Source organism: Paenibacillus xylanilyticus (assembly GCF_009664365.1).
Lineage (GTDB): Bacteria > Bacillota > Bacilli > Paenibacillales > Paenibacillaceae > Paenibacillus > Paenibacillus xylanilyticus_A.
The window spans coordinates 5,247,242-5,269,253 of the sequence record NZ_CP044310.1 but is presented as its reverse complement, the minus strand read 5'-3'; the positions used below and the strand labels follow the sequence as shown (position 1 = coordinate 5,269,253).

At 50.9% G+C, this 22,012-nt stretch carries 24 protein-coding genes; 21 read left to right on the top strand and 3 right to left on the bottom strand.

Annotation, left to right across the window (positions count from 1 at the left end):
* Nucleotides 1-2 precede the first annotated feature (2 nt).
* The 15 genes from F4V51_RS23455 (at nt 3) to F4V51_RS23385 (ending at nt 12,465) form a co-directional block, all read left to right on the top strand.
* Entirely contained in the window at nt 3-713 is a 711-nt protein-coding gene (locus tag F4V51_RS23455; RefSeq protein ID WP_153979831.1) for an amino acid ABC transporter permease, read from the top strand.
* On the top strand, nt 710-1,462 hold the full coding sequence (locus tag F4V51_RS23450; RefSeq protein ID WP_153979830.1) for an amino acid ABC transporter ATP-binding protein: 753 nt from the start codon (nt 710-712) through the stop codon (nt 1,460-1,462). The genes F4V51_RS23455 and F4V51_RS23450 overlap by 4 nt, the downstream gene beginning before the upstream one ends.
* Before the next feature lie 121 nt (nt 1,463-1,583).
* Entirely contained in the window at nt 1,584-1,871 is a 288-nt protein-coding gene (locus F4V51_RS23445) for a nucleoside-diphosphate sugar epimerase (RefSeq protein ID WP_095291953.1), read from the top strand.
* 23 nt (nt 1,872-1,894) lie between these two features.
* Nucleotides 1,895-2,233, top strand: coding sequence for an alpha-helical endospore appendage domain-containing protein (locus F4V51_RS23440; protein WP_095291951.1), 339 nt, complete (start codon nt 1,895-1,897; stop codon nt 2,231-2,233).
* Nucleotides 2,230-2,529 carry a hypothetical protein gene (locus F4V51_RS23435; protein WP_153979829.1) on the top strand — a complete coding sequence of 100 codons (300 nt, stop codon included), beginning with the start codon at nt 2,230-2,232 and terminating at the stop codon, nt 2,527-2,529. The genes F4V51_RS23440 and F4V51_RS23435 overlap by 4 nt, the downstream gene beginning before the upstream one ends.
* 1 nt (nt 2,530) lies before the next feature.
* Nucleotides 2,531-2,872: a FliH/SctL family protein gene (locus tag F4V51_RS28880; protein WP_095361345.1), complete on the top strand. Its 342-nt coding sequence runs from the start codon at nt 2,531-2,533 to the stop codon at nt 2,870-2,872.
* A 256-nt stretch (nt 2,873-3,128) separates the two neighbouring features.
* A complete protein-coding gene (locus F4V51_RS23425) occupies nt 3,129-4,223 on the top strand; it encodes a CgeB family protein (RefSeq protein ID WP_236146630.1) in 1,095 nt (364 codons plus the stop codon).
* Nucleotides 4,224-4,276: 53 nt separating this feature from the next.
* Nucleotides 4,277-5,416 carry a CgeB family protein gene (locus tag F4V51_RS23420; RefSeq protein WP_236146629.1) on the top strand — a complete coding sequence of 380 codons (1,140 nt, stop codon included), beginning with the start codon at nt 4,277-4,279 and terminating at the stop codon, nt 5,414-5,416.
* A 62-nt stretch (nt 5,417-5,478) separates the two neighbouring features.
* Nucleotides 5,479-7,029: a glycosyltransferase family 4 protein gene (locus F4V51_RS23415; RefSeq protein ID WP_162009984.1), complete on the top strand. Its 1,551-nt coding sequence runs from the start codon at nt 5,479-5,481 to the stop codon at nt 7,027-7,029.
* 13 nt (nt 7,030-7,042) lie between these two features.
* On the top strand, nt 7,043-8,134 hold the full coding sequence (wecB, locus tag F4V51_RS23410; protein WP_095291945.1) for a non-hydrolyzing UDP-N-acetylglucosamine 2-epimerase: 1,092 nt from the start codon (nt 7,043-7,045) through the stop codon (nt 8,132-8,134).
* Nucleotides 8,127-9,113 (top strand): polysaccharide biosynthesis protein, encoded by a 987-nt coding sequence (locus F4V51_RS23405; RefSeq protein ID WP_095291944.1) that lies wholly within the window; start codon nt 8,127-8,129, stop codon nt 9,111-9,113. The genes wecB and F4V51_RS23405 overlap by 8 nt, the downstream gene beginning before the upstream one ends.
* Nucleotides 9,110-9,937 (top strand): dTDP-4-dehydrorhamnose reductase family protein, encoded by an 828-nt coding sequence (locus F4V51_RS23400; protein ID WP_153979827.1) that lies wholly within the window; start codon nt 9,110-9,112, stop codon nt 9,935-9,937. Before F4V51_RS23405 ends, F4V51_RS23400 begins: the two co-directional genes overlap by 4 nt.
* Nucleotides 9,919-10,857 carry an NAD-dependent epimerase/dehydratase family protein gene (locus tag F4V51_RS23395; RefSeq protein ID WP_153979826.1) on the top strand — a complete coding sequence of 313 codons (939 nt, stop codon included), beginning with the start codon at nt 9,919-9,921 and terminating at the stop codon, nt 10,855-10,857. Before F4V51_RS23400 ends, F4V51_RS23395 begins: the two co-directional genes overlap by 19 nt.
* Nucleotides 10,854-11,570 (top strand): glycosyltransferase, encoded by a 717-nt coding sequence (locus F4V51_RS23390; protein WP_153979825.1) that lies wholly within the window; start codon nt 10,854-10,856, stop codon nt 11,568-11,570. Before F4V51_RS23395 ends, F4V51_RS23390 begins: the two co-directional genes overlap by 4 nt.
* A gap of 178 nt (nt 11,571-11,748) precedes the next feature.
* The gene (locus F4V51_RS23385) at nt 11,749-12,465 is read left to right on the top strand and encodes a glycosyltransferase (RefSeq protein ID WP_153979824.1); all 717 of its coding nucleotides are present in this window, start codon (nt 11,749-11,751) and stop codon (nt 12,463-12,465) included.
* Nucleotides 12,466-12,642: 177 nt separating this feature from the next.
* Here F4V51_RS23385 and F4V51_RS28875 read toward each other — a convergent pair whose 3' ends face one another.
* Together F4V51_RS28875 and F4V51_RS23380 are read right to left on the bottom strand one after the other, a co-directional pair.
* Nucleotides 12,643-12,813 carry a hypothetical protein gene (locus tag F4V51_RS28875; RefSeq protein ID WP_167301708.1) on the bottom strand — a complete coding sequence of 57 codons (171 nt, stop codon included), beginning with the start codon at nt 12,811-12,813 and terminating at the stop codon, nt 12,643-12,645.
* A complete protein-coding gene (locus tag F4V51_RS23380) occupies nt 12,810-14,048 on the bottom strand; it encodes a glycosyltransferase family 4 protein (protein ID WP_153979823.1) in 1,239 nt (412 codons plus the stop codon). Before F4V51_RS23380 ends, F4V51_RS28875 begins: the two co-directional genes overlap by 4 nt.
* Before the next feature lie 180 nt (nt 14,049-14,228).
* On the opposite strand from F4V51_RS23380, the gene F4V51_RS23375 reads away from it, so the two are divergent.
* The gene (locus F4V51_RS23375) at nt 14,229-14,588 is read left to right on the top strand and encodes a hypothetical protein (protein ID WP_153979822.1); all 360 of its coding nucleotides are present in this window, start codon (nt 14,229-14,231) and stop codon (nt 14,586-14,588) included.
* 249 nt (nt 14,589-14,837) lie between these two features.
* Complete coding sequence (locus F4V51_RS23370) at nt 14,838-16,322, top strand: DHA2 family efflux MFS transporter permease subunit (RefSeq protein ID WP_153979821.1); 1,485 nt, start codon at nt 14,838-14,840, stop codon at nt 16,320-16,322.
* A gap of 84 nt (nt 16,323-16,406) precedes the next feature.
* Here the strand turns inward: F4V51_RS23370 and F4V51_RS23365 are convergent, their stop codons facing one another.
* Nucleotides 16,407-17,480, bottom strand: a complete 1,074-nt coding sequence (locus F4V51_RS23365) for a glycosyltransferase family 4 protein (protein WP_236146628.1) — start codon at nt 17,478-17,480, stop codon at nt 16,407-16,409.
* Nucleotides 17,481-17,850: 370 nt separating this feature from the next.
* Between F4V51_RS23365 and F4V51_RS23360 the strand changes: the two genes are divergently transcribed.
* The 4 genes from F4V51_RS23360 to F4V51_RS23345 are packed head-to-tail and all read left to right on the top strand — an operon-like array spanning nt 17,851 to nt 22,010.
* Nucleotides 17,851-18,888, top strand: a complete 1,038-nt coding sequence (locus tag F4V51_RS23360; protein ID WP_236146627.1) for an ABC transporter ATP-binding protein — start codon at nt 17,851-17,853, stop codon at nt 18,886-18,888.
* Nucleotides 18,885-19,601: an ABC transporter permease subunit gene (locus F4V51_RS23355; RefSeq protein ID WP_153979819.1), complete on the top strand. Its 717-nt coding sequence runs from the start codon at nt 18,885-18,887 to the stop codon at nt 19,599-19,601. Before F4V51_RS23360 ends, F4V51_RS23355 begins: the two co-directional genes overlap by 4 nt.
* A gap of 4 nt (nt 19,602-19,605) precedes the next feature.
* Nucleotides 19,606-21,000: a GldG family protein gene (locus tag F4V51_RS23350; RefSeq protein ID WP_153979818.1), complete on the top strand. Its 1,395-nt coding sequence runs from the start codon at nt 19,606-19,608 to the stop codon at nt 20,998-21,000.
* Nucleotides 20,997-22,010, top strand: coding sequence for a DUF4340 domain-containing protein (locus F4V51_RS23345; protein WP_162009983.1), 1,014 nt, complete (start codon nt 20,997-20,999; stop codon nt 22,008-22,010). Before F4V51_RS23350 ends, F4V51_RS23345 begins: the two co-directional genes overlap by 4 nt.
* The last annotated feature ends 2 nt before the right edge of the window (nt 22,011-22,012 follow it).

Below are 22,012 nucleotides of genomic sequence, written 5' to 3'. Positions count from 1 at the left end.
ATATGTCCATTGATCTCCAGTTTATTTATACGTCTTTTTTCAAAATTCTGACGGCATTGCCACTGACACTCGTGATCACGATTGTGCCGCTGATCGCAGGTTTCGGGATCGGCCTTGCCACTGCGCTGATTCGAATCTATCAGGTGCCCTGGATTCATCGGGCAGCCGCCTTCTACGTTTCCTTTCTACGCGGTACGCCGATGCTCATGCATCTGTTTCTGATCTATTACGGTATACCGATGATTATTGATAAACTCTCTGAACGGTACGGATGGGCTTTTCAATCGGCTTCCATACCTATTCTGGTATTTGTATTGATTGCCTTCTCGCTGACAGCCGGAGCGTATATGTCCGAGATTATCCGTTCAGGTATTCTGGTTGTGGACCGTGGACAGATGGAGGCTGCGCATGCCGTAGGCATGAGTACCTCACAGGCCTTGCGGCGCATCATTCTCCCACAGGCCATCGGTGCTGTATTGCCCAATATGTGCAGCATGTTTGTCGGATTTCTCCATGGATCGACGCTGGCCTTCACGGTTTCACAGATGGATATTCTCGGAAAGGCAGATGTCGTTGCATCCGTCAGTTTGAAATTTCTGGAGGCTTTCATTGCAGCGGCAGTGATCTATTGGGGCCTGACAATCATCGCCGAACGGATTACCGCTCTGCTCGAACGCCGGGTTGCCTTGTATAGCAAAGGAGGGGTTTCATGATTACACTAAGCAATATCCACAAGTCTTTTGGCAAGCAGGAAGTGCTGAAAGGCATTAATCTGACGGTAGAGCAGGGGGATGTGGTCGCCATTCTTGGACCCAGTGGGTCGGGCAAAACAACATTGCTGCGCTGCGTGAACTTCCTGGAACGTGCGGATGAAGGCAAGGTCCAGATCAGCGGATTGGGCGTGGACTGCAAACATGCGCGCAAACACGATATCGTGCAGATCAGACGGAAAACGGCCATGGTTTTTCAGCATTACAATTTGTTCAAACACAAAACGGTGCTGGATAACGTCACGGAAGGGCTGATCGTGGCACAGAAGATGTCCAAGGCAGATGCCCGTGCGCGTGCCCTGCGTGTTCTCGAACAAGTAGGGCTGTCTGCCAAAATCAATGAGTATCCGAGCATGCTCTCTGGCGGACAGCAGCAGCGGGTCGGCATTGCCCGCGCACTGGCGCTGAATCCAGAGGTCATCCTGTTTGATGAACCGACTTCTGCCCTGGATCCAGAGCTGGTCGGAGAGGTATTATCGGTCATTCGTTCGATTGCCCAGGAGGGCATCACGATGATCGTTGTTACCCATGAAATGGGTTTTGCCCGTGAAGTGGCGAATCGGGTTATCTTCATGGATGGGGGGCATGTCGTGGAGCAAGGAACACCCGAGGAAATCTTTTTACGGCCCAAGCAGGAACGAACCCGCCAATTCCTGAGCCGATACTCCTCTGATTGGAGTTATGTCATTTGACGATATAGGCGCAAGCTGGAGTAACTGACGATCCCGGCCCGGCATATGCTGTAGCAGGCAAATGCTGATAGGCCGGGTTTTTCTATGGGTGAAGCAGGCCGTGACGGTAAGGAGGAGGACCATGCAGAGCAAAGTTGATGAAATACTCACACATATTGCACACTCACACCAGCAGCTTGCACGAGTATTGGATGCCAAACGTCAAGTCGCTGTGCGGATGTCTGAAATTATTAATCATTTGCCGGATATCGAACCGGAGTTGGATGGCGTAGAGGGTCTGCTGGATAGCTCTGGACAAATCAACAAAAGCATCATCTCCTATTTGGGGGGCCTTGCGGATCTGGAGGAAGCTGTTGCCGAAACGCTGACCCAGGTCATGCGGGAGATGGCAGGTCAAGAGGAAGAATAAGCCCGGAAGGCGGGTGAGAGAACATGAGCAGAGAACAAAGTCTCATACTGATGCTGGATGCTGCAGCCAAGATGCAATGGAACATTGCACTGATCCTTGAAGCCAAGGCGATTGAAGCTGAGAAAGTTCGGAATTGGGCGCTGAATCACCTGAACGGTGAAGCATTTCTAACCCACGGTGATCAGGTGGCAGAACCGCTGAAAATGCATGATCAGCTGGTTGAAATGCTGGAAGGGTTAACCCGGATGGAAACAGGGCTCTGCAACAACCTGAAAGCTGTCATGGTCGATAACAGTGCTGAAGAAGGCGGGATGGACGGAGGCATGTTTGGCGGCATGGATCTTGGAGACATGGGAAAATGAGTCTGCTGCAGCGTGAGCAGGAAGTTAAACTGGCTCTCATTGAATCCATTGCACACAGCCAGCAGGCCCTGGCACGCATTCTGGACAGTGTAGCCAGCGTAACCGCTCATTCGGAAGTATCTGCCCGCAGTCTTGCCGAGAACATTCGTCTGCTGAGCAGGTATCAGGAAGAAATGTCCCGTATGGTTACGGGGATCAGGTTAGCACGAATTCAGCAAGGGGAGCCCGGCTTGCCGTGGCTCAAAGAACCTGAATATGCGGTACGTATCGTTCGGGACATACAGGAGGAATGTTGATATGTTGAGAAAGAAAAAGTTGAAGCTTAGAACGAAAAGAGCTTTGCTTACACGTGGTGCACGTCTGCGCAAAGTCCGTAAGCTGCGTGCCATCAAAGGCAAACGTGTACTGCACAAACGCACGCTTAAAGGACGTAGTGCGTGGCTCAAAAAAAAGAAACGTTCGGTCCGGCGGCACCGGAGTCCGAAGCCCGTACAACCAGTCGTCCCGGCTACCCCTACCGATCCGAACCCGGACAACGCGTACAGTCAGGGCTACAACGAGGCGTACAACGAGGGATTCAACGCGGGTTTCGCCAAGGGTTTCGAGGACGGACATCAGCTGGCGTACAAGGCACAATAACCGAATAGGCCTGATCAGTGGCAGACGGATTGCTGCAGGTCCAGCACATAGGATCACCCGGGGGATTTATCCCTCCGGGTGATTTGCATGGCCGCAGAAGCGGACATGCCCGTACAGGCCAATGTGGAGGGCAGACGCCAATTTTGCGCCTTGCAGGACACCCGTCCATGATGCATCTGACCCCGGGGCATATCCTTTAGAGGGAAGACCAATCTCGGGGAGAAACGGATACGGAATCTCCTGAAAGGAAGACAGGGTGAAGGATGTGGCAAAAAAACGACACCGATCGCTTCCGGAAGCGAAGATAGCTTACCGCAGCGGATATGCTGAAGGCCGCAGATTCGGCGGCTGTCAGGCCATGATGGAGCGAGTTCAGATGTTTGAGCCGACCATGCGGGATATGAAAGTACTGTACATTCCGCAAGGATTTGATGCCATCGATGAAGGTGTCATCTTAGCTCTGCAGCAGTCTGTGCGTGAATGTGTTGTCGGGTCGCCGGCAACCATGCTGCAGGATGCAAGTCAGCACAGGCCGGATGTCGTGTTGGTCATGAACGGATTGCACGTTTTTCCTGCGGATCACCTGGAACAGGTAGACGGGATACGGGCTCTCGGTATTCGGACAGCAGTATGGTTTGTGGATGATCCGTATTTTACCGAAGATACGGCGACCATCTGCAGGCATTACGATGTGGTGTTCACGCATGAAGAAGCTGCGGTTCCATTTTACGGAGGGAACGGAGCGAGCAGAGTCATCTATATGCCACTCGCGGTTAATCCCGGCATGTTCCAGCCTCGTCGCATCGAGCCTCAGCACCAATACGATATTTGTTTTATCGGCACAGGCTTCTGGAACCGGATCGCCTTGTTCGATGAGCTGGCCCCTTTTCTGGCGACCAAAAAGGTATTCATTGCCGGCAGCCAGTGGCACCGGCTGACACGGTCGGATGTACTCGGCCCTTTTATCCATGAGGGATGGATCGATCCAAGCTCAACTGTTAATTATTACAACGGCGCCAAGATTGTCATTAATGTTCACCGGACCTGCGAGAATGGCGAGGACAATCGCAATACGCATCATCTGCAAGGGCGATCCATTAATCCAAGAACGTATGAGATCAATGCCTGCGGCACAATGCAGATTACGGATGCACGCGGTGACTTGCCCCGCTTTTACCAGCCGGGTTACGACATTGAGACGTTTACGACAGCAGCTGAACTGGAGAGCAAAATCAAATATTACCTGAAGCATGAGCAAGAACGGCAGGCCATGGCTTGGCGGGGGCTGTTGACCACGTTGAACCAGCATACGTTTGCCCGCCGAATCGCCCAGCTGCTGGAACATGTGTAGAACAGCAAACCTGCAATACAGCGAACGTTATTTCATACAGAAGGAGTGGCGGTATGTCTATCAAACACCGTAAAAAGAGGAATTACCATACGCCAGTACTCAGCCTGGCTGAACAGGCACGCAAAAACGGGCAGCATGCCGGTTATGATGCAGGCAAGGAAGAAGGGTACCTGCGCGGGCGTGCCAACTATATTGTCAATTGCGCACAGGAACCATTGCCTTTCCGGCAGATCCACGTCCTGTACGTCTCTTCGGGTAAAGGATTCCCCTATTCACCGCTGGATGAGGCGATTATGGCGACCCTGCAAGGCATGGTTGCTCAGGTGTCGCTGACTGATCCGCGGCAGCCGGTATCTGAAATTGCGCTGCAAAATCGCCCCGATTTGGTTCTTGTCCTGGATGGCATGGACATTCCGCTCGAGCATGTTGATGCGATTCGCCAGGCAGGGATTCCGACAGCAATCTGGCTGACGGATGATCCGTACTACACGGATATGACGATGGAACGTGTCCATCACTTCGATCATATCTTCACACTCGAATTGAACTGCGTAGAACTATACCGTCAGAGCGGCTGTGCATCTGTACACTACCTGCCGTTTGCGGCATTCACCAATCATTACTTCCCGATCACGACGCCATCTCCCTTGCACCGGGACGTCAGTTTTATCGGATCGGCTTACTGGAACCGGGTTTATTTCTTCAATCCAATCATGGCACAGATCATGTCGCACAATACGGTATTTAATGGGATCTGGTGGGACCGTCTGCCTGGCTATGAAGCCTATGGCGAGAAGATTGAGCATGGACGCTGGATGAGTCCGCAGGAAACCAATGATGTATATAACGGGACTAAAATTGTGATCAACCTGCACCGTTCCCACGAGGATGATTCCGTCAATAACAACCATCTCAAAATACCACCAGCTTCGCCGAATCCAAGAACGTTCGAGATCTCGGCTTCCGCAACACTGCAGCTGACGGATGCACGTGATGACCTGGCGCGGTTCTATAAGCCGGGTGTAGAGATCGAAACCTATTCTTCTCCTCAAGAGCTGCTCGATAAAGTTGAATACTATCTTACGCACGAGAAAGAGCGCCGTGAAATCGCCCTCCGCGGATTGGAACGGACGCTCAAGGAACACACGTATGGCAGAAGGATTAATGAAATGCTGACCATTATATTCCCTTAATTTCCGGTCGGGAGGAGGTGTGCACAGACCTGCATCCGATATGCATGCAGGTCTGTGCAGCCATGGCGACTAAACCGAAACTCATGTTGTTTTCCCATGTGTGCAATACCCGGAGTATTACCGGGGCAGAGAAACTTTTGCTCCATTTTATGAGGGAAATGGGCTCCATCTTCGACTGCGTGCTTGTTGCTCCGCAGGAAGGCAAGCTCGCCGGACTTGCGCGGAGATTCGATATTCAGGTCAAGATATGCTCGCTGCCCATGCTTCACGGTGTGTACACACCCTACCAGGGCATTGCCAATGATGCAGAACAGCTTCGTTACACACCAGCTTATCAGGACGTGGTTTCCCTTATCAGGGAAACTTCTCCTGCGCTGGTATTGACGAATACCTGTGTGAATGTGCTGCCTGCCATTGCAGCCAAATCGCTGCAGATTCCAGTCATCTGGAAGATTACGGAGATTATTCAGATCAATGCTCATACAGACGAAGCGGTGCAGATGATCGACCGATATTCGGACTGGATTATCGGCATATCCGAGACGGCTGCGGCCCCGTTCAAACATGCGGGCATGAGCGGCAAGCTGTCGGTTCTTCCACCAACCTGGGACCCCGCACTGCCTGCCCCGGACCGCTGGCTTCATTTGCGTGAACGCAAGCGCAAGGAGCTCGGTTTCAGGAACTCGCATGTCTGTATCGGCTATATCTCTTCTTTTATATATGATGCCAAAGGGCTGAGACCTTTCATTGACATGGCACTGCAGCTCTGCGAAACCCACTCAAAAGCCAGGTACTGGATCATTGGTGCGCCAGCAGACAAAAAGTACTATGACGAATGCGTAGCACGGGTGAAGAAGTCAGGATATGCCCGCAGATTTACCTTTACGACATTTGAAGAGAATGTATCTCTTGCCTATACAGCGATGGATATGGTGGTTATTCCGAGCATGGTCAAGGAAGGCTTTGGCATGACTGCGCTGGAGGGCGTTTATTTTGCCAAACCGGTTATTGCTTTTGCCCAGGGCGGTCTGTCGGAGCTGCTGGAAGGAGTCGGCAGCGGCCAATTTCTTGCTCCTCCTGGAGACAGCAATGCACTTGCCGTCTTGGCGACGACCCTGCTGAATGACACGGAGCTGGCGTCCGATATGGCCTGGCGAGGCCGGGCAGAAGCGGAACGATTGTATGGAATTGAAACCTACAGGGCTGGCATGCATACGATGGTGACACAGTGGTTGCTGCGATACCCTGGCTGGTTCCCTTACATTCAGGCACCTAATGGCCCGGTGTATACCTGGGGAGAAGGCGGTTTGCGTACCGTACTTGCCCTGGACCCCGGGGCAGTCAGAGCACTTCTGTTCCCGCTGTCGGTTATTCAGGCATTACCACTCTCTCCACTTCCGCCGATTGCCGTAGGCCACCCTGTTCCCGCTGATGTGATTGAAAAGCGTCCGGCGAGCAAGGTCAGGAAACGGAAAACGGGGGTAAAGAAGCGAACCCGAAAAGCAGCTCAGCAAAAGAGAAAGCATCTGTACAGGGCGAAACCAACGGCTCGCAAGCGCACGACTTCCAGGTCAAGGCGCCGGGCGCGTCGGAAAGGTTCCAATACACGATGAAGGCGGGATAACGATGAAGATCATGACGGTGCTGGGCACGAGACCAGAGATTATCCGGCTCAGCCTGATCATTTCCAAGCTGGACCAGTACGCGTCCAAGCATATTCTTGTGCACACAGGACAGAACTTCACGGAAAGTCTCAGCGGTCAGTTTTTCAAGGAAATGGGCCTGCGGGCGCCAGACTACGTCCTTCAGGACGAAGCTGCCTCGCTGGGCCGACAGCTATCCTCCATGTTTACTCAAATGGAAGATCTGCTGCTTCAGGAAAAGCCGGACAAAGTGCTGCTGCTGGGTGATACCAACAGTGCACTCTGTGCCGTGCTGGCTGAACGCATGGGGATTCCGGTCGTCCATATGGAGGCAGGCAATCGGTGCTTCGATCTGGATGTACCTGAAGAGAAAAATCGAAAAGTCATTGATGCCATATCGACCATTAATATGCCTTATACCGAACAGAGCAAGAAGCACCTGGTTAATGAAGGTGTGCCCAGTCGGCGAATTGTGCTCACGGGCAATCCGATATACGAAGTCATGCGTCACTATGACGCCCAAGTGAACGCCAGCAAAATATTGAAAAAGCTCAAGCTGAAGTCCGGGCAGTACTTTTTGGTAACCGCCCACCGGGCAGAAAATGTAGATCATCCGCCTCATCTGCTGGAGATCATGAAAGGACTGAACCAGGTTGCGGAAGAGCACGGCCTGCGGGTGATCTGCAGCATCCATCCCCGAACGGCCATCCGTATCGCAGAACATTTGCAGCTGGAGATGAATCCGCTTGTGGAATTCCACGAACCGTTCGGCTTTTTTGACTTCGTCATGCTGGAACGTCATGCACGCTGTGCACTGACGGACAGCGGTACCGTTCAGGAAGAATGCTGCATCATGGGTGTACCCACAGTCACCATGCGGCGGACAACCGAACGTCCAGAGACGGTGGACTGCGGCAGCAACGTAGTCTCCGGGCTGGATGCAGCCCGCATTGCGGGATGTGTGAAGGTCATGACGGAGATGGCAAGTGACTGGGAATGCCCGCAAGGTTACAAGGCAACAGATGTATCCGGTAAAGTGGTCAAATTTCTGCTTGGAGGGAAAATACATGTTTGAAAATAAACGTATACTCGTGACAGGCGGTACTGGATCATGGGGGTATGAACTCGTGGCCCAGCTGCTGCCCCAAAATCCAAAGGAAATCATCGTTTACTCCCGTAATGAATCAAGCCAGGTGGCCATGAGCCGCGAGTTCGAGGATCCTCGTCTTCACTTCCGAATTGGGGATATTCGTGACAAGGAAGCATTAACGGCGGCTTGCCAGCAAGTGGACTATGTATTCCATCTGGCGGCGCTCAAACATGTGCCGGTATGTGAAGATCAGCCTTATGAAGCGCTCAAAACCAACGTGATTGGTACTCAGAACGTAATTGAGGCTGCCATCGAAAACCATGTTGAAAAAGTCATCTATATCTCGACTGACAAGGCGGCCAACCCATCCAATTTCTATGGCATGACCAAGGCGATCGGCGAGAAATTAATCGTATATGCGAATTTGCTGCACAGCAATACCCGTTTTGTGACTGTACGGGGCGGAAATGTACTTGGTACCAACGGCAGCGTGGTGCATCTCTTCAAGAACCAGATTCGTCAGAAAGGTGAAGTATCCATCACGGATATGAATATGACCCGGTTCTTCCTCACACTGAAGGATGCCATCACGTTGCTGTTCAAGGCTTCCGTAGAGAGTGTAGGCGGGGAGATTTTTGTCATGACGATGCCTACGTGCAAAATTGTGGATCTTGCAGAAGTGCTCATTGAGGATTCCGGCGTAGAGAACGTGGCCATTGTGGAACGTGGTACCCGGCCTGGTGAGAAAATTCATGAAATTCTGATGAGTGAATTCGAGAGCATGACAACGGTTGTTTACGACGAACAATATCTGGTCATTCTCCCTACACTCGGCATACCGGGATTGCGTGAGCATTACACGAACTGCCCTCCGGTTTCCTTTAGCAGCTTCAGTTCAGAACATCAGTTGATGACGAAAGAGGAGATTCGCGACATTCTGAAACGCGGAGGATTCCTGTCATGAAGCTCCTGATACTTGGGGGAAACGGAATGGCCGGCCATGTTATGGTCGACTATTTCCGCCGTCAAGGTCTGCACAGTGTCTTCTACACCACGCGGGATGTGTCTGACCCGAACGGTCTGCTGCTGGATGTAAATGACAGCTATATGGTGGATCGTCTGGTGGAGGCTGTGCACCCGGACGTTATCGTTAATGCTGTTGGAGTGCTGAACAGCTTCGCAGATGAAGATAAAATTACCGCGTATCACATTAACGGCTTCCTTCCGCATCGTTTGCGGAGGGTGGCCGACACCATTGGTGCCCGACTCATTCATATCAGCACGGACTGTGTCTTCAGCGGGGACCGTGGTTCCTATACGGAGAATGATGTTACGGATGGGACATCATCCTACGCGATTACCAAGGCACTGGGTGAGGTTCATGATCCAGGGCACCTCACGATCCGCACCTCGATAATTGGGCCGGAAATCCGGAAGAGCGGCATCGGCCTGATGCATTGGTTTATGTCCCGCACAGGTGAAGTGGGTGGATATACGCGTGTGTTCTGGAACGGTGTAACTACACTGGAGCTGGCAAAATGGGTGGATCATTATCTGGCGTCACCTGTCAGTGGCCTGATTCATCTGGCGCATCCTGAACCGGTTAGCAAGCACGATCTGCTGCTTCTTTTCCAGCAGACCTGGAATAAGCAAGATGTGAATATTGTGCCTGATGACAGTCTTGTGCAGGATCGTACCCTCGTTTCCACACGCGAGGATGTGAAGACAGACCTTCCGGATTATTCTACGATGCTGAAGGAGCTGGCATTATGGATGGAGCAGAGCTAACGGGCAAGAACGTGCTGATTACAGGGGCCTCCGGTTTTACCGGACGGCATGCTGTAGCATATTTCAAGAGCGTCGGCGCTAAGGTTGCCGCCGTGGTGCGGCGAGCAGGCGTGCATTCGTTTGGCGAAGGCGTGGCTGTACATGTGTGTGATCTGAATGATAAACAGCAGGTGCGTCAGCTGATTGATGAGGTGCAGCCGGATTACGCGCTGCATCTCGCTGGGAAAAACTCAGTCCCCGACTCCTGGTCGGACCCGCTGCTTGTACTGGAAACGAATGTGATGGCTGTTCTGTATTTACTGGATGCTCTTCGGAGCTGCCCATCGGCACGGACCGTCATCGTGGGATCCCGGTTGAAATACACCGTCGAACCAGGCCGAAAACCAGAGCCTCCTCATCCTTACAGTCTCAGCAAAGCACTGGAAGAGATGGTGTCATTGTCATGGATGTCCCTGTTTGGGCAGCAGATCATGCTGGCTGAACCCGGGAATTTGATCGGGGCCGGTCCTTCTACGGGGATCTGTTCACTGCTTGCAAGGCATGTGGTTGCCTGTGAGCAAGAGGGCAAACGTGAAGCTTTCCGTCTATCCGGACGGGATAATACAAGGGATTTCCTGGATGTACGGGATGCGGTCAGAGCCTATGCCACACTTCTTGTGCATGGAACTACGGGGACTGTCTATCCGGTGGTTTCCGGGACGGAGCGCAGTCTGGGCGAAATCGCGGATACCTTGCTCTCCATGTCAGAGGCAGAAGTGCCTGTCCGCTGGGACGGAGCCTCTTCAGGACCGGATGGGGCTGGCAAGGAGGAGGAGCTGTCGCTCCTGCGTAAACTGGGATGGCAGCCTCAGATTCCATTTGCCCAATCCCTTCAGGATATTCTGAGCGATGTTCGGAAGCAAGGGGGAGGGGCCAAATGAATCCAAAAGTATCCGTGGTCATTCCATTTTACAATTGCCCTTATGTGCAGCAGGCGATCCATAGCGCGATCAACCAGACGTATACCAACGTGGAGATCATTGTGGTGGACGACGGCTCGACAAGGCATGCGGAGCTTCTCCAGCCCTACCTGCCTCATATCTATGTGCTTGGCAAAAGCAACGGCGGCACAGCCTCGGCTCTGAATCACGGCATTCGTCATGCTTCGGGTGATTATGTGGTCTGGCTAAGCTCGGATGATCTTCTCTATCCGGATAAAATACGTTATCAGGTCGAGTTCATGCAGCGGGAAAATGTGCTTGCCTCACATACCAACTTTCATTACATCAATGAACATTCAGCGGTTACCAAGCTGCATGGTGGAGCAGAACCGATGGCTGACGTTGAATGGCTGCGCCGTTTTGTGGGTGGCAATCCTGTCAATGGTTGTACCGTCATGATCCGCAAGGATCTGTTCGGAGCTGTAGGCCTCTTCGATGAGCTGCTTCCATATACGCATGATCTGGATCTCTGGCTGCGTATCCTGCTGAATGGATATCGTTTTCCATACCTGAATGAACCCCTTACGGCATATCGCTGGCACGGCGGGATGGGGTCGGTGCGTCATGCGGAGACGATTGGCAGGGAAGCCTCCATGGTCTGGTCCAGATATCGTGAACCTTTGCTGCAGCGAATTGCAGCCATGGGTGGTTGAACCGTATGAAGGGATTGAGGGGTTATGGGAGCAAGTCGCCATAATACCCTCTTTCTATGTATCCGCTCATGCGTAATTCTTGATCTTTCCCTCACAGATGCCCGCGAACCGGAGACAGTTCCATCATATGATAAGGGTAGGAGTTTTATAGAGACAGGCGAGGAAAGGGGAGGCCCGAATGGAACCCAAAGTTTCAATTGTCATCCCGTTTTACAACTGTGCTTATATTGAGCAGGCTGTTCACAGTGCTCTGAACCAGACATATCCTCATATCGAGGTTATCGTGGTGGATGACGGGTCTACGAAGCATGTGGAGAAGCTGGAACCATTTATGGATCGTATCACCTATGTTCGAAAGGAAAATGGGGGGACGGCTACAGCCCTGAATGAAGGGATCAAGCGTGCGTCGGGGGACTATTTCGTCTGGCTCAGCTCGGATGACGTCATGCTGCTGGATCGGGTAGAGAAACAACTGGAATTCATGCTGAAGGTTAAAGCCTCCTTCTGCCATGGGGCCTATCATTATGTCAATGAAAACAGTGAATGGATGGATACGGTGCAGCCGGAAGTAGGCAGCCGTCTCGAGATGCTGCAGGTGCTGCTTGAAGGCTGTCCCATTAACGGCTGTACCGTGATGCTGGAGATGGATGCATTTCGGAAGTTCGGCTTGTTTGACACCGAGTTCCGCTATACCCATGACTATGAGATGTGGCTGAGATTATTCCCGGTCTATGAGCTGTTTTATTTTAACGAGCCTTTGATGTGTTATCGGGTTCATGATTCAATGGGTACCAAAAAACACTTTGAAGCATTAAAGGCCGAGATGGAAATGGTTCAGGCCAAACATCGGCCCATTTTGCTGAATCTGCTTCAGATCGGCGGTTATTGGCAGTAATCATGGGTACAATCCGACATAAGAAAGATAAAAAGCACGTAAAAGAGAGGGTAATTCTTCTGGTTCTCCTGAGTTGTGGACCAGTGGGGATGCTCTCTTTTTGCTTTTTCATGATTCAGATCGTCTTTCAATGGAAATAACCCTCTTGCAGCAAGAGGGTCAGCATCCCCAATATGATTAATCATTAGAGCACATAATAGCCATTGCTTCCGGATCAGGCAGGGTATACCCCTTGGGGAGTGTTTCTACCAAGGCATTCATAATCTCGTAATTCACTTCAATGTGGGGGGTAGAGACAGGGACGGAAAACCAGCCATTATATAAATCACTAGGTACCAGCAGGGTCATATCAGGTGCCCTCCTTTTTGAATTGCTTCCTGGTATACCTGAAGTGTGCGCATTCCCATTTCCTCCAGGGAGCGATACTTCTCTGCCCAAGCCTTGGCCTGTGCGCCGACCCGCAGACGAGTGGCGTCATCCTGCAGCAGGGCGTTCAATAGTGCGCTCAGGGAGTCCGCATCCTGCGGAGGAACGACCCAACCGGTATGAGCAGGCTCAACCATCTCCGGCATGCCTGCCGTACCGCTTACGATAACAGGAAGTCCGGCAAGCTGGGCTTCCGTAACCGAGAAGGGCTGCGTGTCCTGCAGGCTGGGCTGTACATAAATATCGGCACGGCGCAGGAACGAAGGGATGTTGTCCAATTTGCCCCAAAATACGATATCTCCTGCTACACCAAGATCATTAGCCTGGGAACGCAGGTCTTCCATCAAATTCCCTTCTCCCGCAATCCAGCAGACCCAATCAGAGCGAAGTTGCTTCAGGCTGGCCAGAGCGTTGATCAGGACATGAACGCCTTTGATAAATTCCAGTCTGCCTGTGAAGGCGATGACCTTCTTGCCTGCAGGGGGCCGCTGCCGGAACCGGACGGAGGCCTGGGAACGGTAAGCGGGAAGGTCCACAGCATAAGGGATCAGCCGGAATTTGTCCTCAGGAACCTGCAATGATGTGAGTGTACTTTTGATCCAGCGGCTGGATACCAGAATAAGCTCGGATTGTGCGGCGCTCCGCTGCTCCAGTGAGAGGAAATAGCGTCCCCGTCTGGATTGCAAATAGGCTGGAAGCGAAAGCTGCGGTTTGGATTTTTGCTCATCATAAAAGGTTTCGCGTGCAAGTGCCCCGTGATAACTGGTTACCATGGGGGTGTTCTTCTTCAGAATACGTTTCATCGCGACGGCTGCTACGGGATCTTGTGCATGAATCATGTCATAGTGTTCTACACCCAGACAGGCAGCAGCCATTTCAAATGCATATCGATTCAGTTCGTAATACGCGAGGAGAGGGTCGGCTGTAAATTGCGGAAGATCTGTCGGATTGAGCTTGGCTTGCAGCATAGGCCATACGTTTTCTTTGGAAAAGTTCCGATTCAGGTTACGGATATAAACTTCATTCTTCGCGCCGTTCGTTCCCATGATATCGACTTCGACGCCAAGTGCCATCAACCTGTCGGCGAGCTGTTTCACATAGGTCCAGATGCCTCCCATCTGCGTAAGCTCCCAATAGGTAACGAGCAGAACTTTCATAAGTACCTCCTTGTCACGGCCTGCACAGGCGGTTCTGCTATCCTTCTATTCTATGAGAGAAGCTGTGCCAAAGGCCGGGCAGGAAGGTACATCTGTCAAAAATGGGTGAATACAACTGGCATAGGATGTAGGGCAGCATAAACTATTTACAGGTCGTACACAGCAGAAGGAGGCACAAGTGTGGGGGCATATATAATGGAAGTCCATGAGGGCATGCTCCAAACAGCTATTCCGATTAAGTATATCGACGTGGAGGTCGCATTCGCAGGGGAAGACGGAGCGGATGTATATGTCGGCGGGATCAGCCCAACCAGTGGAGAACTGTATCGGCATATCTTTCATATTGGAGCAGAGTTGACCGGCAGCAGCCGTAACCACATCATTCATGACCTGAACGTTTCATCTCATATGTGGCAGCTGCGAATCATCAGCAACAAGAGCAGACCCTATCATCTGGCGGTTCGGCTGTATTGCAGAAGTGCTTGCGGCCAGACACTGGGTGTGCTCTCTGAACACCAGATGATTAAGCTGGCAGATTAGTTAGGCAAGGCGAATGATGGAGAACTAGCCAAATCGGCGGAGCAGGGGAGAGCCTGTTCCCTTTTTTGTGTTTGCTTATACTGAATTTTACATAAGAAAATGGCTTGACAGCAAAGGTATTTTCATTAAAATAAAACCATGGTTAAAACAAAAGTTTAAAACGACGGTTTAAAACAAATGTTTGAATCAGTCATGATTATAAGGCTGTACGCGAGGGCTTTCCCTCCAAGCCGGAAAAGAGAGTGGTCAATGAAACAACAAACAGCAGTTCACCAGAATCCGGAGGAGTTCTCGATCAAAACGATTATTCTTCCGCTCTTGGCCATCATCGTTGGTATGATTATGGTCATTCTGGATAGTACGGTCGTGAACGTCGCCATTCCGAATCTGGTACAGTACTTCGAGACGGATCTGAAGACAATCCAATGGACCGTAACGGGCTATACCTTGGCATTATCGGCAGTGATCCCATTAGCCGGATGGCTCACGGATCGTTTCGGTGCCAAAAGAGTCTTTCTTTTCACCATAGCCATGTTTACCCTCGGATCGGTATTATGCTCGATTGCACAGTCTCCCGAGCAATTGATTGTGTATCGGATTATCCAGGGACTTGGCGGAGGAATGGTGGCTCCAATCGGGATGGCTATGGTTTTTCGTCTGGCTCCTCCCGAAAGAAGAGGCTCCATCATGGGCATGCTCGGGATTCCAATGCTGCTGGCTCCTGCGCTGGGACCGGTATTGTCTGGCTGGTTCATTCAGTCCCTCAGCTGGCACTGGATCTTTCTGATCAATCTGCCAATCGGTATCGCTGCTTTTATTCTATGTATCAAATTTCTGCCTGATACGGACCGTGGAAGAACACCTGCGCTGGACCTGTTAGGCATGATTCTCGCACCGATCGCCTTCTCTATGCTTGCCTATGGTGTAAGTGAGGGAGGCACAAGCTGGACGTCCACCTCAACACTGACAGGTGTAATCGTTGGAGGCGTGGCGTTGATCCTGTTCATCATTGTGGAGCTGCGTCACCAAAATCCATTGCTGGAACTACGGGTGTTCAAATCCTCTGATTTCACACGAGGCATTATTCTGGCGTGGGTTTCGCAAATTGCTTTGTTTGGGGCCATGATTTTGATTCCGCTCTACCTGCAGCAGATCAAAGGCTACACGGCTTTGGAAACAGGGTTAATCCTGCTACCACAAGCGTTGGCATCCGGTGTAGGCATGCCGCTTGGTGGCCGTTTGTTTGATAAAATCGGGGCGAGACCCCTTGCATTCGTGGGTCTGGGTATCATCTCGGGGGCACTCTTCATCCTGTCTTCCATTACATCGGAGACGGGCCTGGGTCTAATTATTCTGAGTCTCGTGATGATGGGACTCGGTATGGGTCTATCCATGATGCCACTGAATACCCATGTGCTTAACGCTGCTCCGCGCAAATTGGTTGGTCGGGTCACACCGCTTACCGCTGCTGCGCAGCAAGTCGTTGTATCTTTTGCGGTTGCTGGTTTGACCGGTTTCCTGACTTCCCGAATTGCGTCCAACACAAGTGGTACGGACGTTGCATCTGTCATTAAGGGTCTCGTGTCTGGTTTTAACGATACGTTTTTCCTGGCCGCGTGCATTGCATTGTTCGGTTGTTTACTGAGTCTTATTCTCCGTAAACCAAAACGAATGCAGGAAGAAACGCTCCAGACCGGGGATGAACCGGATCCGGCCATGATGATGGGGCACTAATGATCATCCTATTTTATGAATAGGTGCTTAATCTCTTTAATCCGAGGCAGTTCAGAACATATCTGAACTGCCTTTTTGCATTGCTCATGAGAAGATGCTCAGGGCGGTCATCATTTCCCGGAAGGAAATAGCGTACCGATCCGGAGAGAAAGAGGCTGTCATATGCTCTCTGCCCTGTTCACGGATATATTCACGCAACTTTTGGTTACGCATGAGTTCGATCCCTTCATCTACTGCTGCATTTACATTGCCCAGAGGATAGAATTTGCCTGTCTTGTTATGGGTTATGAACGAACGTACACCATCCGAATCGGTGCTGAGTACGGGGCATCCGCAGCTGATGGCTTCAGCAACCGCATAACCAAAGCCTTCAAGAAGGGATGTGGAGAGCATGATTCCTCCAGAAGCTGCAATCATGGAATAGAACGTAGGCATCTGGGAGTGAGGAACATTGACAAAGATGCCGATGCGGTCCTCCAAACCATATTCAGCCAGCATATGACGGAACATCACTTCGTCTTCGGGATTGGCCAAGCTTGGATCATGAAACAGCCAAAGTCTGGCTTTGGGGATTTTTTTGATGATCTTGCTTGATATGCTCAAATATTCTCGCCAGTTTTTGTTGTGTTCCAGCCTCCCGACCCAAGCCAAAACCGGATAGGGTGGAGTGTCAACGGGAACTGGAGCAAACGTCTCGGTGTCCAGCATATTGGGGATAACAAATCGGTGCAGCCAAGGGCAGATATGAATAAACATATCCAGCAAGTGATCGGTAGGAGGCAGAACAGCAGCGTCACAATGGGCCTGGAGGTAAGGAATCGCCATCTGAATCGTTTCAAGTGCCTGATCTCTCGTACCGAGACCCTGAGCTTCAAATATAATTCGTCCTGTATAGCCTAGTCCTCTCAATCTGCCAGGCATGGAAATATCCGAAGTCACAATAATGGCGTCATAACGCTGGCTGTGAATCAAAAAACGTATTTCTTCATCATTGGACGCGGTGAACACCGGAGTGCCGGTGCTGTTCTGCAAACCTGATCCTGTATAAAGGTACAATAGATGCGCTTCAATGCCATGACGTTGCAGAACGGCTGTCCGCAAGCGGTTCAAGGTATCCACGCCACCGCTTGGTACAAAAAACGTGAATAATACTTTCACACGGTTCACCCTCTGACTTTTGTGCAGGAACTCATACTCCTGAGCATTTTGCATCAATCCAATAAGCGACTTCCAATCCTCAATATATAGATCGAGATGGTCCTATTCGTCTATAATATTGTTCCTAGGAGCGAGTGGAATCGAATGATGCAAAATGCTGACTCCTGTACTGTATGGTACGTATCCCCAATGCACAGGGTGTGGGTGAAACCCAAGTTGTTCACATTTTGGACATATTTTTTTAATCTTTCTTTTAAGTGTCATTAAGCTGGGTTTAGGATAGCCCCCGTAAAATACAAGGAACTTCCCGTGTAGACCATCAGGATTGCTTGATGGCACACGGGTATTTTAACGGGAAAGGATGAATAATGTGCTCGAAGTGAAACAGGTCAGCAAAGTGTATGATGGACGGCGCGGCGTGCATCAACTGGATTTCACAATGGAGCGCGGTGAGATTGTTGGTTTTCTGGGGCCCAATGGTGCCGGCAAAACGACAACGATGCGCATGATCACCGGTTACCTGCAACCCACCGCCGGGTCGATTGTGGTTGATGGACAATCTGTGCATGATCAGGGCAGAGCTGTTCGTTCCAAAATCGGTTATCTTCCGGAAACACCGCCGCTATATCCGGACATGACGGTGCAGTCCTATTTAAAATTCGTGGCGAACCTGAGGGATGTTCCGGCACGCGAGATTAAACTGCGGATCAGTGAGATGGTCAGCAGGCTGGGGCTTCAGGAGCGGGAGAAACAACTGGTGCGTGGACTATCCAAAGGTTATAAACAGCGACTGGGACTGGCGGGAGCCATTATCCACAAGCCTGATCTGCTTGTCCTGGATGAGCCTACATCAGGGCTTGACCCGAATCAGATTATGGAGATTCGTGATCTGATCCGGGAGCTCGGCGAAAATCATACGGTGCTGCTCAGTACACATATTCTGCCTGAAGTCAGCACGCTATGTAACCGGATGTTGATTATTAATCAGGGACAGCTCGTACTTGACGGTTCACCACAACACTTTGGTTCTTCAATGGGGGATCAGTTCAAGGTATCCATTGAAGTCAAGGCGACAGAGCAGCAGCTACATCATTTGCTGACACCTTGGGAGAAGGTGAGGAGGGAAGTTATTCAACCCACGGACGGAAACGGCAGCACAGATCAGCAGGGAACGGTTAAAATGCTGCTTACCGGAGATTCACCCGAGGACTTCCGGGAAGAGCTGTTTTATCTTTTATCCGGAGCGGGACTGCCGATCCTGGAAATGAAGAAGGAAAATCTCAGTCTGGAGCAGATCTTCCTGAAGCTGACTACAACGGAACCGGACAATGAGTCACCGGATGAAGATACGCCTGACCCGGCTCGAGAAGACTCTGCGGATTCGCCAACAGAGGAGGAATCCAAATGAGACGAATGATGGCTATTTGCAATAAGGAACTTCAGGCGTATTTTTTGTCACCCACATCCTATTTCGCCTTTGCGGTCTATGTGCTGATGACAAGTTTATTGTTTTACTCCAGCTTCGTGTATTACCAGCCCAGTATTGTGGATTATCGCCTAGTTCTCGGTGATATCTTATCCATGCTGCTGTTTGTGGTGCCTTTATTGACCATGAGACTGGTTGCTGAGGAATTCAGGCAGGGTACAGATGAGCTGCTGCTGACCTCCCCGGCTCGGGTAACGGAAGTCATATTTGGGAAGTATCTGGCCTCTCTGGCCATTCTGATCGTGCTCATTCTGTGCAGTCTGGTCTATCCGTTCATTATGTCGTTCTTTGGAACGTTGGATCTGACCTCGGTTTGGCTGTCGGCGCTGGGACTCTTCTTCCTGGGCGGCAGCATGATGGCGATCGGATTGTTTGCTTCTACATTATCTCAGCATCAGATGGTGTCTGCGGTGGCCGGTTTTATTATTTTGCTCGTATTGTGGATGCTTGATTCATTCGCAGGCAATACCGGTTCTGCACTGCAGAAATGGCTTGATCCATTTGCGCTGACGAACCGTTTTGACAGCTTCACGAAGGGTGTGCTCAGTGGACCGGATATCTTGTATTATGTGACGCTATCAGGCGTATTTCTGCTACTGAGCATTCAAATCGTGGAACGGAAGCGGTGGAGGTGAGAAGATGAAAAAATGGTTGAGTCATACGAATAGTACGGTGCTGTCTGTAGCGGTCATCGGCATTTTTATTTTGCTTACGCTGTTTCTGAATTCGCTTGGCGGATTCCAGCTGGATCTGACGGCAAACAAACAATACACCTTATCGGACCAGTCACTGACCGCGATCAAAAATGTAAAGGATGACGTTAGCATTAAGGTATTAACGGTGGAGAATGCCAACAATACCGTCTTGAATCGCGAAGTAATGGACATGGTTCAGGAGTATACCAAACGAAACAGCAAGCTCAAGATGGAACAGTATAATCTGACACAGGAACCGACGCTGGCCTCGAAATACGGCATCACAGGCAGTTCCATCGTCCTGGAGCAGGGGGATCAATATAAAGTTATTGATATAGCCAGTCTGTTTACAGCAGTAGGGGATGGCAGTGATGGGTCATACCAGTTCACGGGGGAGGAAAAATTAACGCAGGCTCTGATGAATCTCTCTTCCACCGAAAAGAAGAAAATGGTATTCCTGACAGGGCATGAGGAACTTGGTCTGGATCAGTTGACCACGCTTCGTTCGTCCCTGGAGCAAAACAACATTACAACAGAAGAACTGCAGCTCAATCAGGCCGGAGTGGTTCCCGAAGATGCGGACGTACTCGCGATCATTGGCCCGCAGCGTGATCTGAGCGACACTGAATTAAAAGCCATTCGAACCTATCTGAGTAATGGGGGCAAGCTGATGTTGTCCCTCGGTTTTGTGGAGGATATGAAATCCAGCTGGAAAAATATCGACAAGCTCATGGCCGATTATGGAGTGGTTGATGAGCATGCCGTGATGGTGGACAACAAGCAGGCCAGCACGATGGGACCACTATGGGTTGTACCCGAATACGGTACACATGCCATTACAGATAAACTGTCCGCAAGTCAGTTGTATCCGATGTTATCCCTGTCGATTGCCCTGACAAGCAAGGAACAGGAGAAGTATACACTGTCGCCACTGATTCAATCTTCGGATGATAGTTACGGCGAGACGAATATTGAGGGCTTGCTGCAAAACGAAACCGCGAATGATCCGGATCAGGATATTCAGGGACCTGTCGAGCTCGGTTATGCAGCAGATACGACTGAAGGCAAACCAAAAGCCGTAATCCTTGGATCTTCCATCTTCATGCAGGATTCGGAAATCGGGAATGGCGGTAACCGTGACTTCATTTTGAATACCGTTAATTATTTAAGTGAAAAAGAGGACGGGTTAACCATTCCCCCGCGGGTGCAGGCTGGTTATGAAGTGGCTTACCTGAATGGTGAGCAGGCCAGAACGATTTTTTTCGCTGCGATTGTGGGTTTCCCGCTTATCTTTGTTATCATAGGTGTATTCTTATGGTGGAGGCGCAGACGCGTATGAAGAAATGGATTCCGACGATTCTGGTCGTATTGGTACTGATTGTGGGCTGGATTTATGCGGCCAATCAGAATTATTTTCGCGAAGAAGAGGCGGTCAAGGTCCAGCTGCTTGGCATTCAGTCTGATGATATCCAGTCGATCACCATTCATGACCCGAGTACAGATCAGACGGACGAAGATGCTTCTTCCTCTTTATCTGCCCAATTGGAGCTGAAAGACGGCGTATGGAGCATGGTGGAACCCAAGGCGTACCCGATTAACGGTTATACCATCAGTAGCTGGCTTGATGCGCTAACCGGAGCAGAACAGGAACTGGTGGTGGAAGAGACACCGACCGATCTGGAGAAGTATGGATTGGGTTCGACTGCTGCCCGTTTGGATATCAAAACCAAGGACAGCCGTGACATCATATTAAAGATCGGCGGACAGCTTCCGGCAGATGATGCCCGTTATGTTCAGGTGAATTCCGGTCCTGTTGTTGCTGTGAAGTCGGAGTCGATCAGCAATATGGAGCTGACAAGGCATGATCTGCTCGATACGACACCGTTTAATCTCGATGATACGAATGTGGCTTCTCTGGACTGGGAAGGAGAAGCAGCGACCTGGGTACTGAAGTCGGCTTCGGAAGGCGGTGCGGCCGAGCGGACATGGACGCTAAATGGTGAGACGGTTGAATCCACGGAAGCCGTATCTCTCATCGGCAAAATTAAAAATCTCTCCACGGCGGACGACGTTCGCAAAGCCTCCGAGCTCAAGGATGCTGTGCCCCGATTCACACTTTCTGTGGAGCAGAAGGTAAATGGAGAGAATGTAACCGATGTGTATCGGGGGCTTAACGTTGCATCCGAACCGGATATCATTTACGTGATAACACCAGATGGCCAATGGGCATATTCCCTACAGGCGGATGCCTTGCAGGATGCGGAGAAATTTCCTGATACGGTGAAAGCAGCTGACGCATCGTCGGATGCAGGAAGTGCAAGTGAAGATTCAACCTCATCAGCAGAGTAGTC

Bases quoted from the DNA above. Each gene is read 5' to 3' on its own strand.
- F4V51_RS23455 (WP_153979831.1), top strand. From the start codon at position 3: ATGTCCATTGATCTCCAGTTTATTTATACGTCTTTTTTCAAAATTCTG.
- F4V51_RS23450 (WP_153979830.1), top strand. From the start codon at position 710: ATGATTACACTAAGCAATATCCACAAGTCTTTTGGCAAGCAGGAAGTG.
- F4V51_RS23445 (WP_095291953.1), top strand. From the start codon at position 1,584: ATGCAGAGCAAAGTTGATGAAATACTCACACATATTGCACACTCACAC.
- F4V51_RS23440 (WP_095291951.1), top strand. From the start codon at position 1,895: ATGAGCAGAGAACAAAGTCTCATACTGATGCTGGATGCTGCAGCCAAG.
- F4V51_RS23435 (WP_153979829.1), top strand. From the start codon at position 2,230: ATGAGTCTGCTGCAGCGTGAGCAGGAAGTTAAACTGGCTCTCATTGAA.
- F4V51_RS28880 (WP_095361345.1), top strand. From the start codon at position 2,531: ATGTTGAGAAAGAAAAAGTTGAAGCTTAGAACGAAAAGAGCTTTGCTT.
- F4V51_RS23420 (WP_236146629.1), top strand. From the start codon at position 4,277: ATGTCTATCAAACACCGTAAAAAGAGGAATTACCATACGCCAGTACTC.
- F4V51_RS23415 (WP_162009984.1), top strand. From the start codon at position 5,479: ATGGCGACTAAACCGAAACTCATGTTGTTTTCCCATGTGTGCAATACC.
- wecB (WP_095291945.1), top strand. From the start codon at position 7,043: ATGAAGATCATGACGGTGCTGGGCACGAGACCAGAGATTATCCGGCTC.
- F4V51_RS23405 (WP_095291944.1), top strand. From the start codon at position 8,127: ATGTTTGAAAATAAACGTATACTCGTGACAGGCGGTACTGGATCATGG.
- F4V51_RS23400 (WP_153979827.1), top strand. From the start codon at position 9,110: ATGAAGCTCCTGATACTTGGGGGAAACGGAATGGCCGGCCATGTTATG.
- F4V51_RS23395 (WP_153979826.1), top strand. From the start codon at position 9,919: ATGGATGGAGCAGAGCTAACGGGCAAGAACGTGCTGATTACAGGGGCC.
- F4V51_RS23390 (WP_153979825.1), top strand. From the start codon at position 10,854: ATGAATCCAAAAGTATCCGTGGTCATTCCATTTTACAATTGCCCTTAT.
- F4V51_RS23385 (WP_153979824.1), top strand. From the start codon at position 11,749: ATGGAACCCAAAGTTTCAATTGTCATCCCGTTTTACAACTGTGCTTAT.
- F4V51_RS28875 (WP_167301708.1), bottom strand. From the start codon at position 12,813: ATGACCCTGCTGGTACCTAGTGATTTATATAATGGCTGGTTTTCCGTC.
- F4V51_RS23380 (WP_153979823.1), bottom strand. From the start codon at position 14,048: ATGAAAGTTCTGCTCGTTACCTATTGGGAGCTTACGCAGATGGGAGGC.
- F4V51_RS23370 (WP_153979821.1), top strand. From the start codon at position 14,838: ATGAAACAACAAACAGCAGTTCACCAGAATCCGGAGGAGTTCTCGATC.
- F4V51_RS23355 (WP_153979819.1), top strand. From the start codon at position 18,885: ATGAGACGAATGATGGCTATTTGCAATAAGGAACTTCAGGCGTATTTT.
- F4V51_RS23350 (WP_153979818.1), top strand. From the start codon at position 19,606: ATGAAAAAATGGTTGAGTCATACGAATAGTACGGTGCTGTCTGTAGCG.
- F4V51_RS23345 (WP_162009983.1), top strand. From the start codon at position 20,997: ATGAAGAAATGGATTCCGACGATTCTGGTCGTATTGGTACTGATTGTG.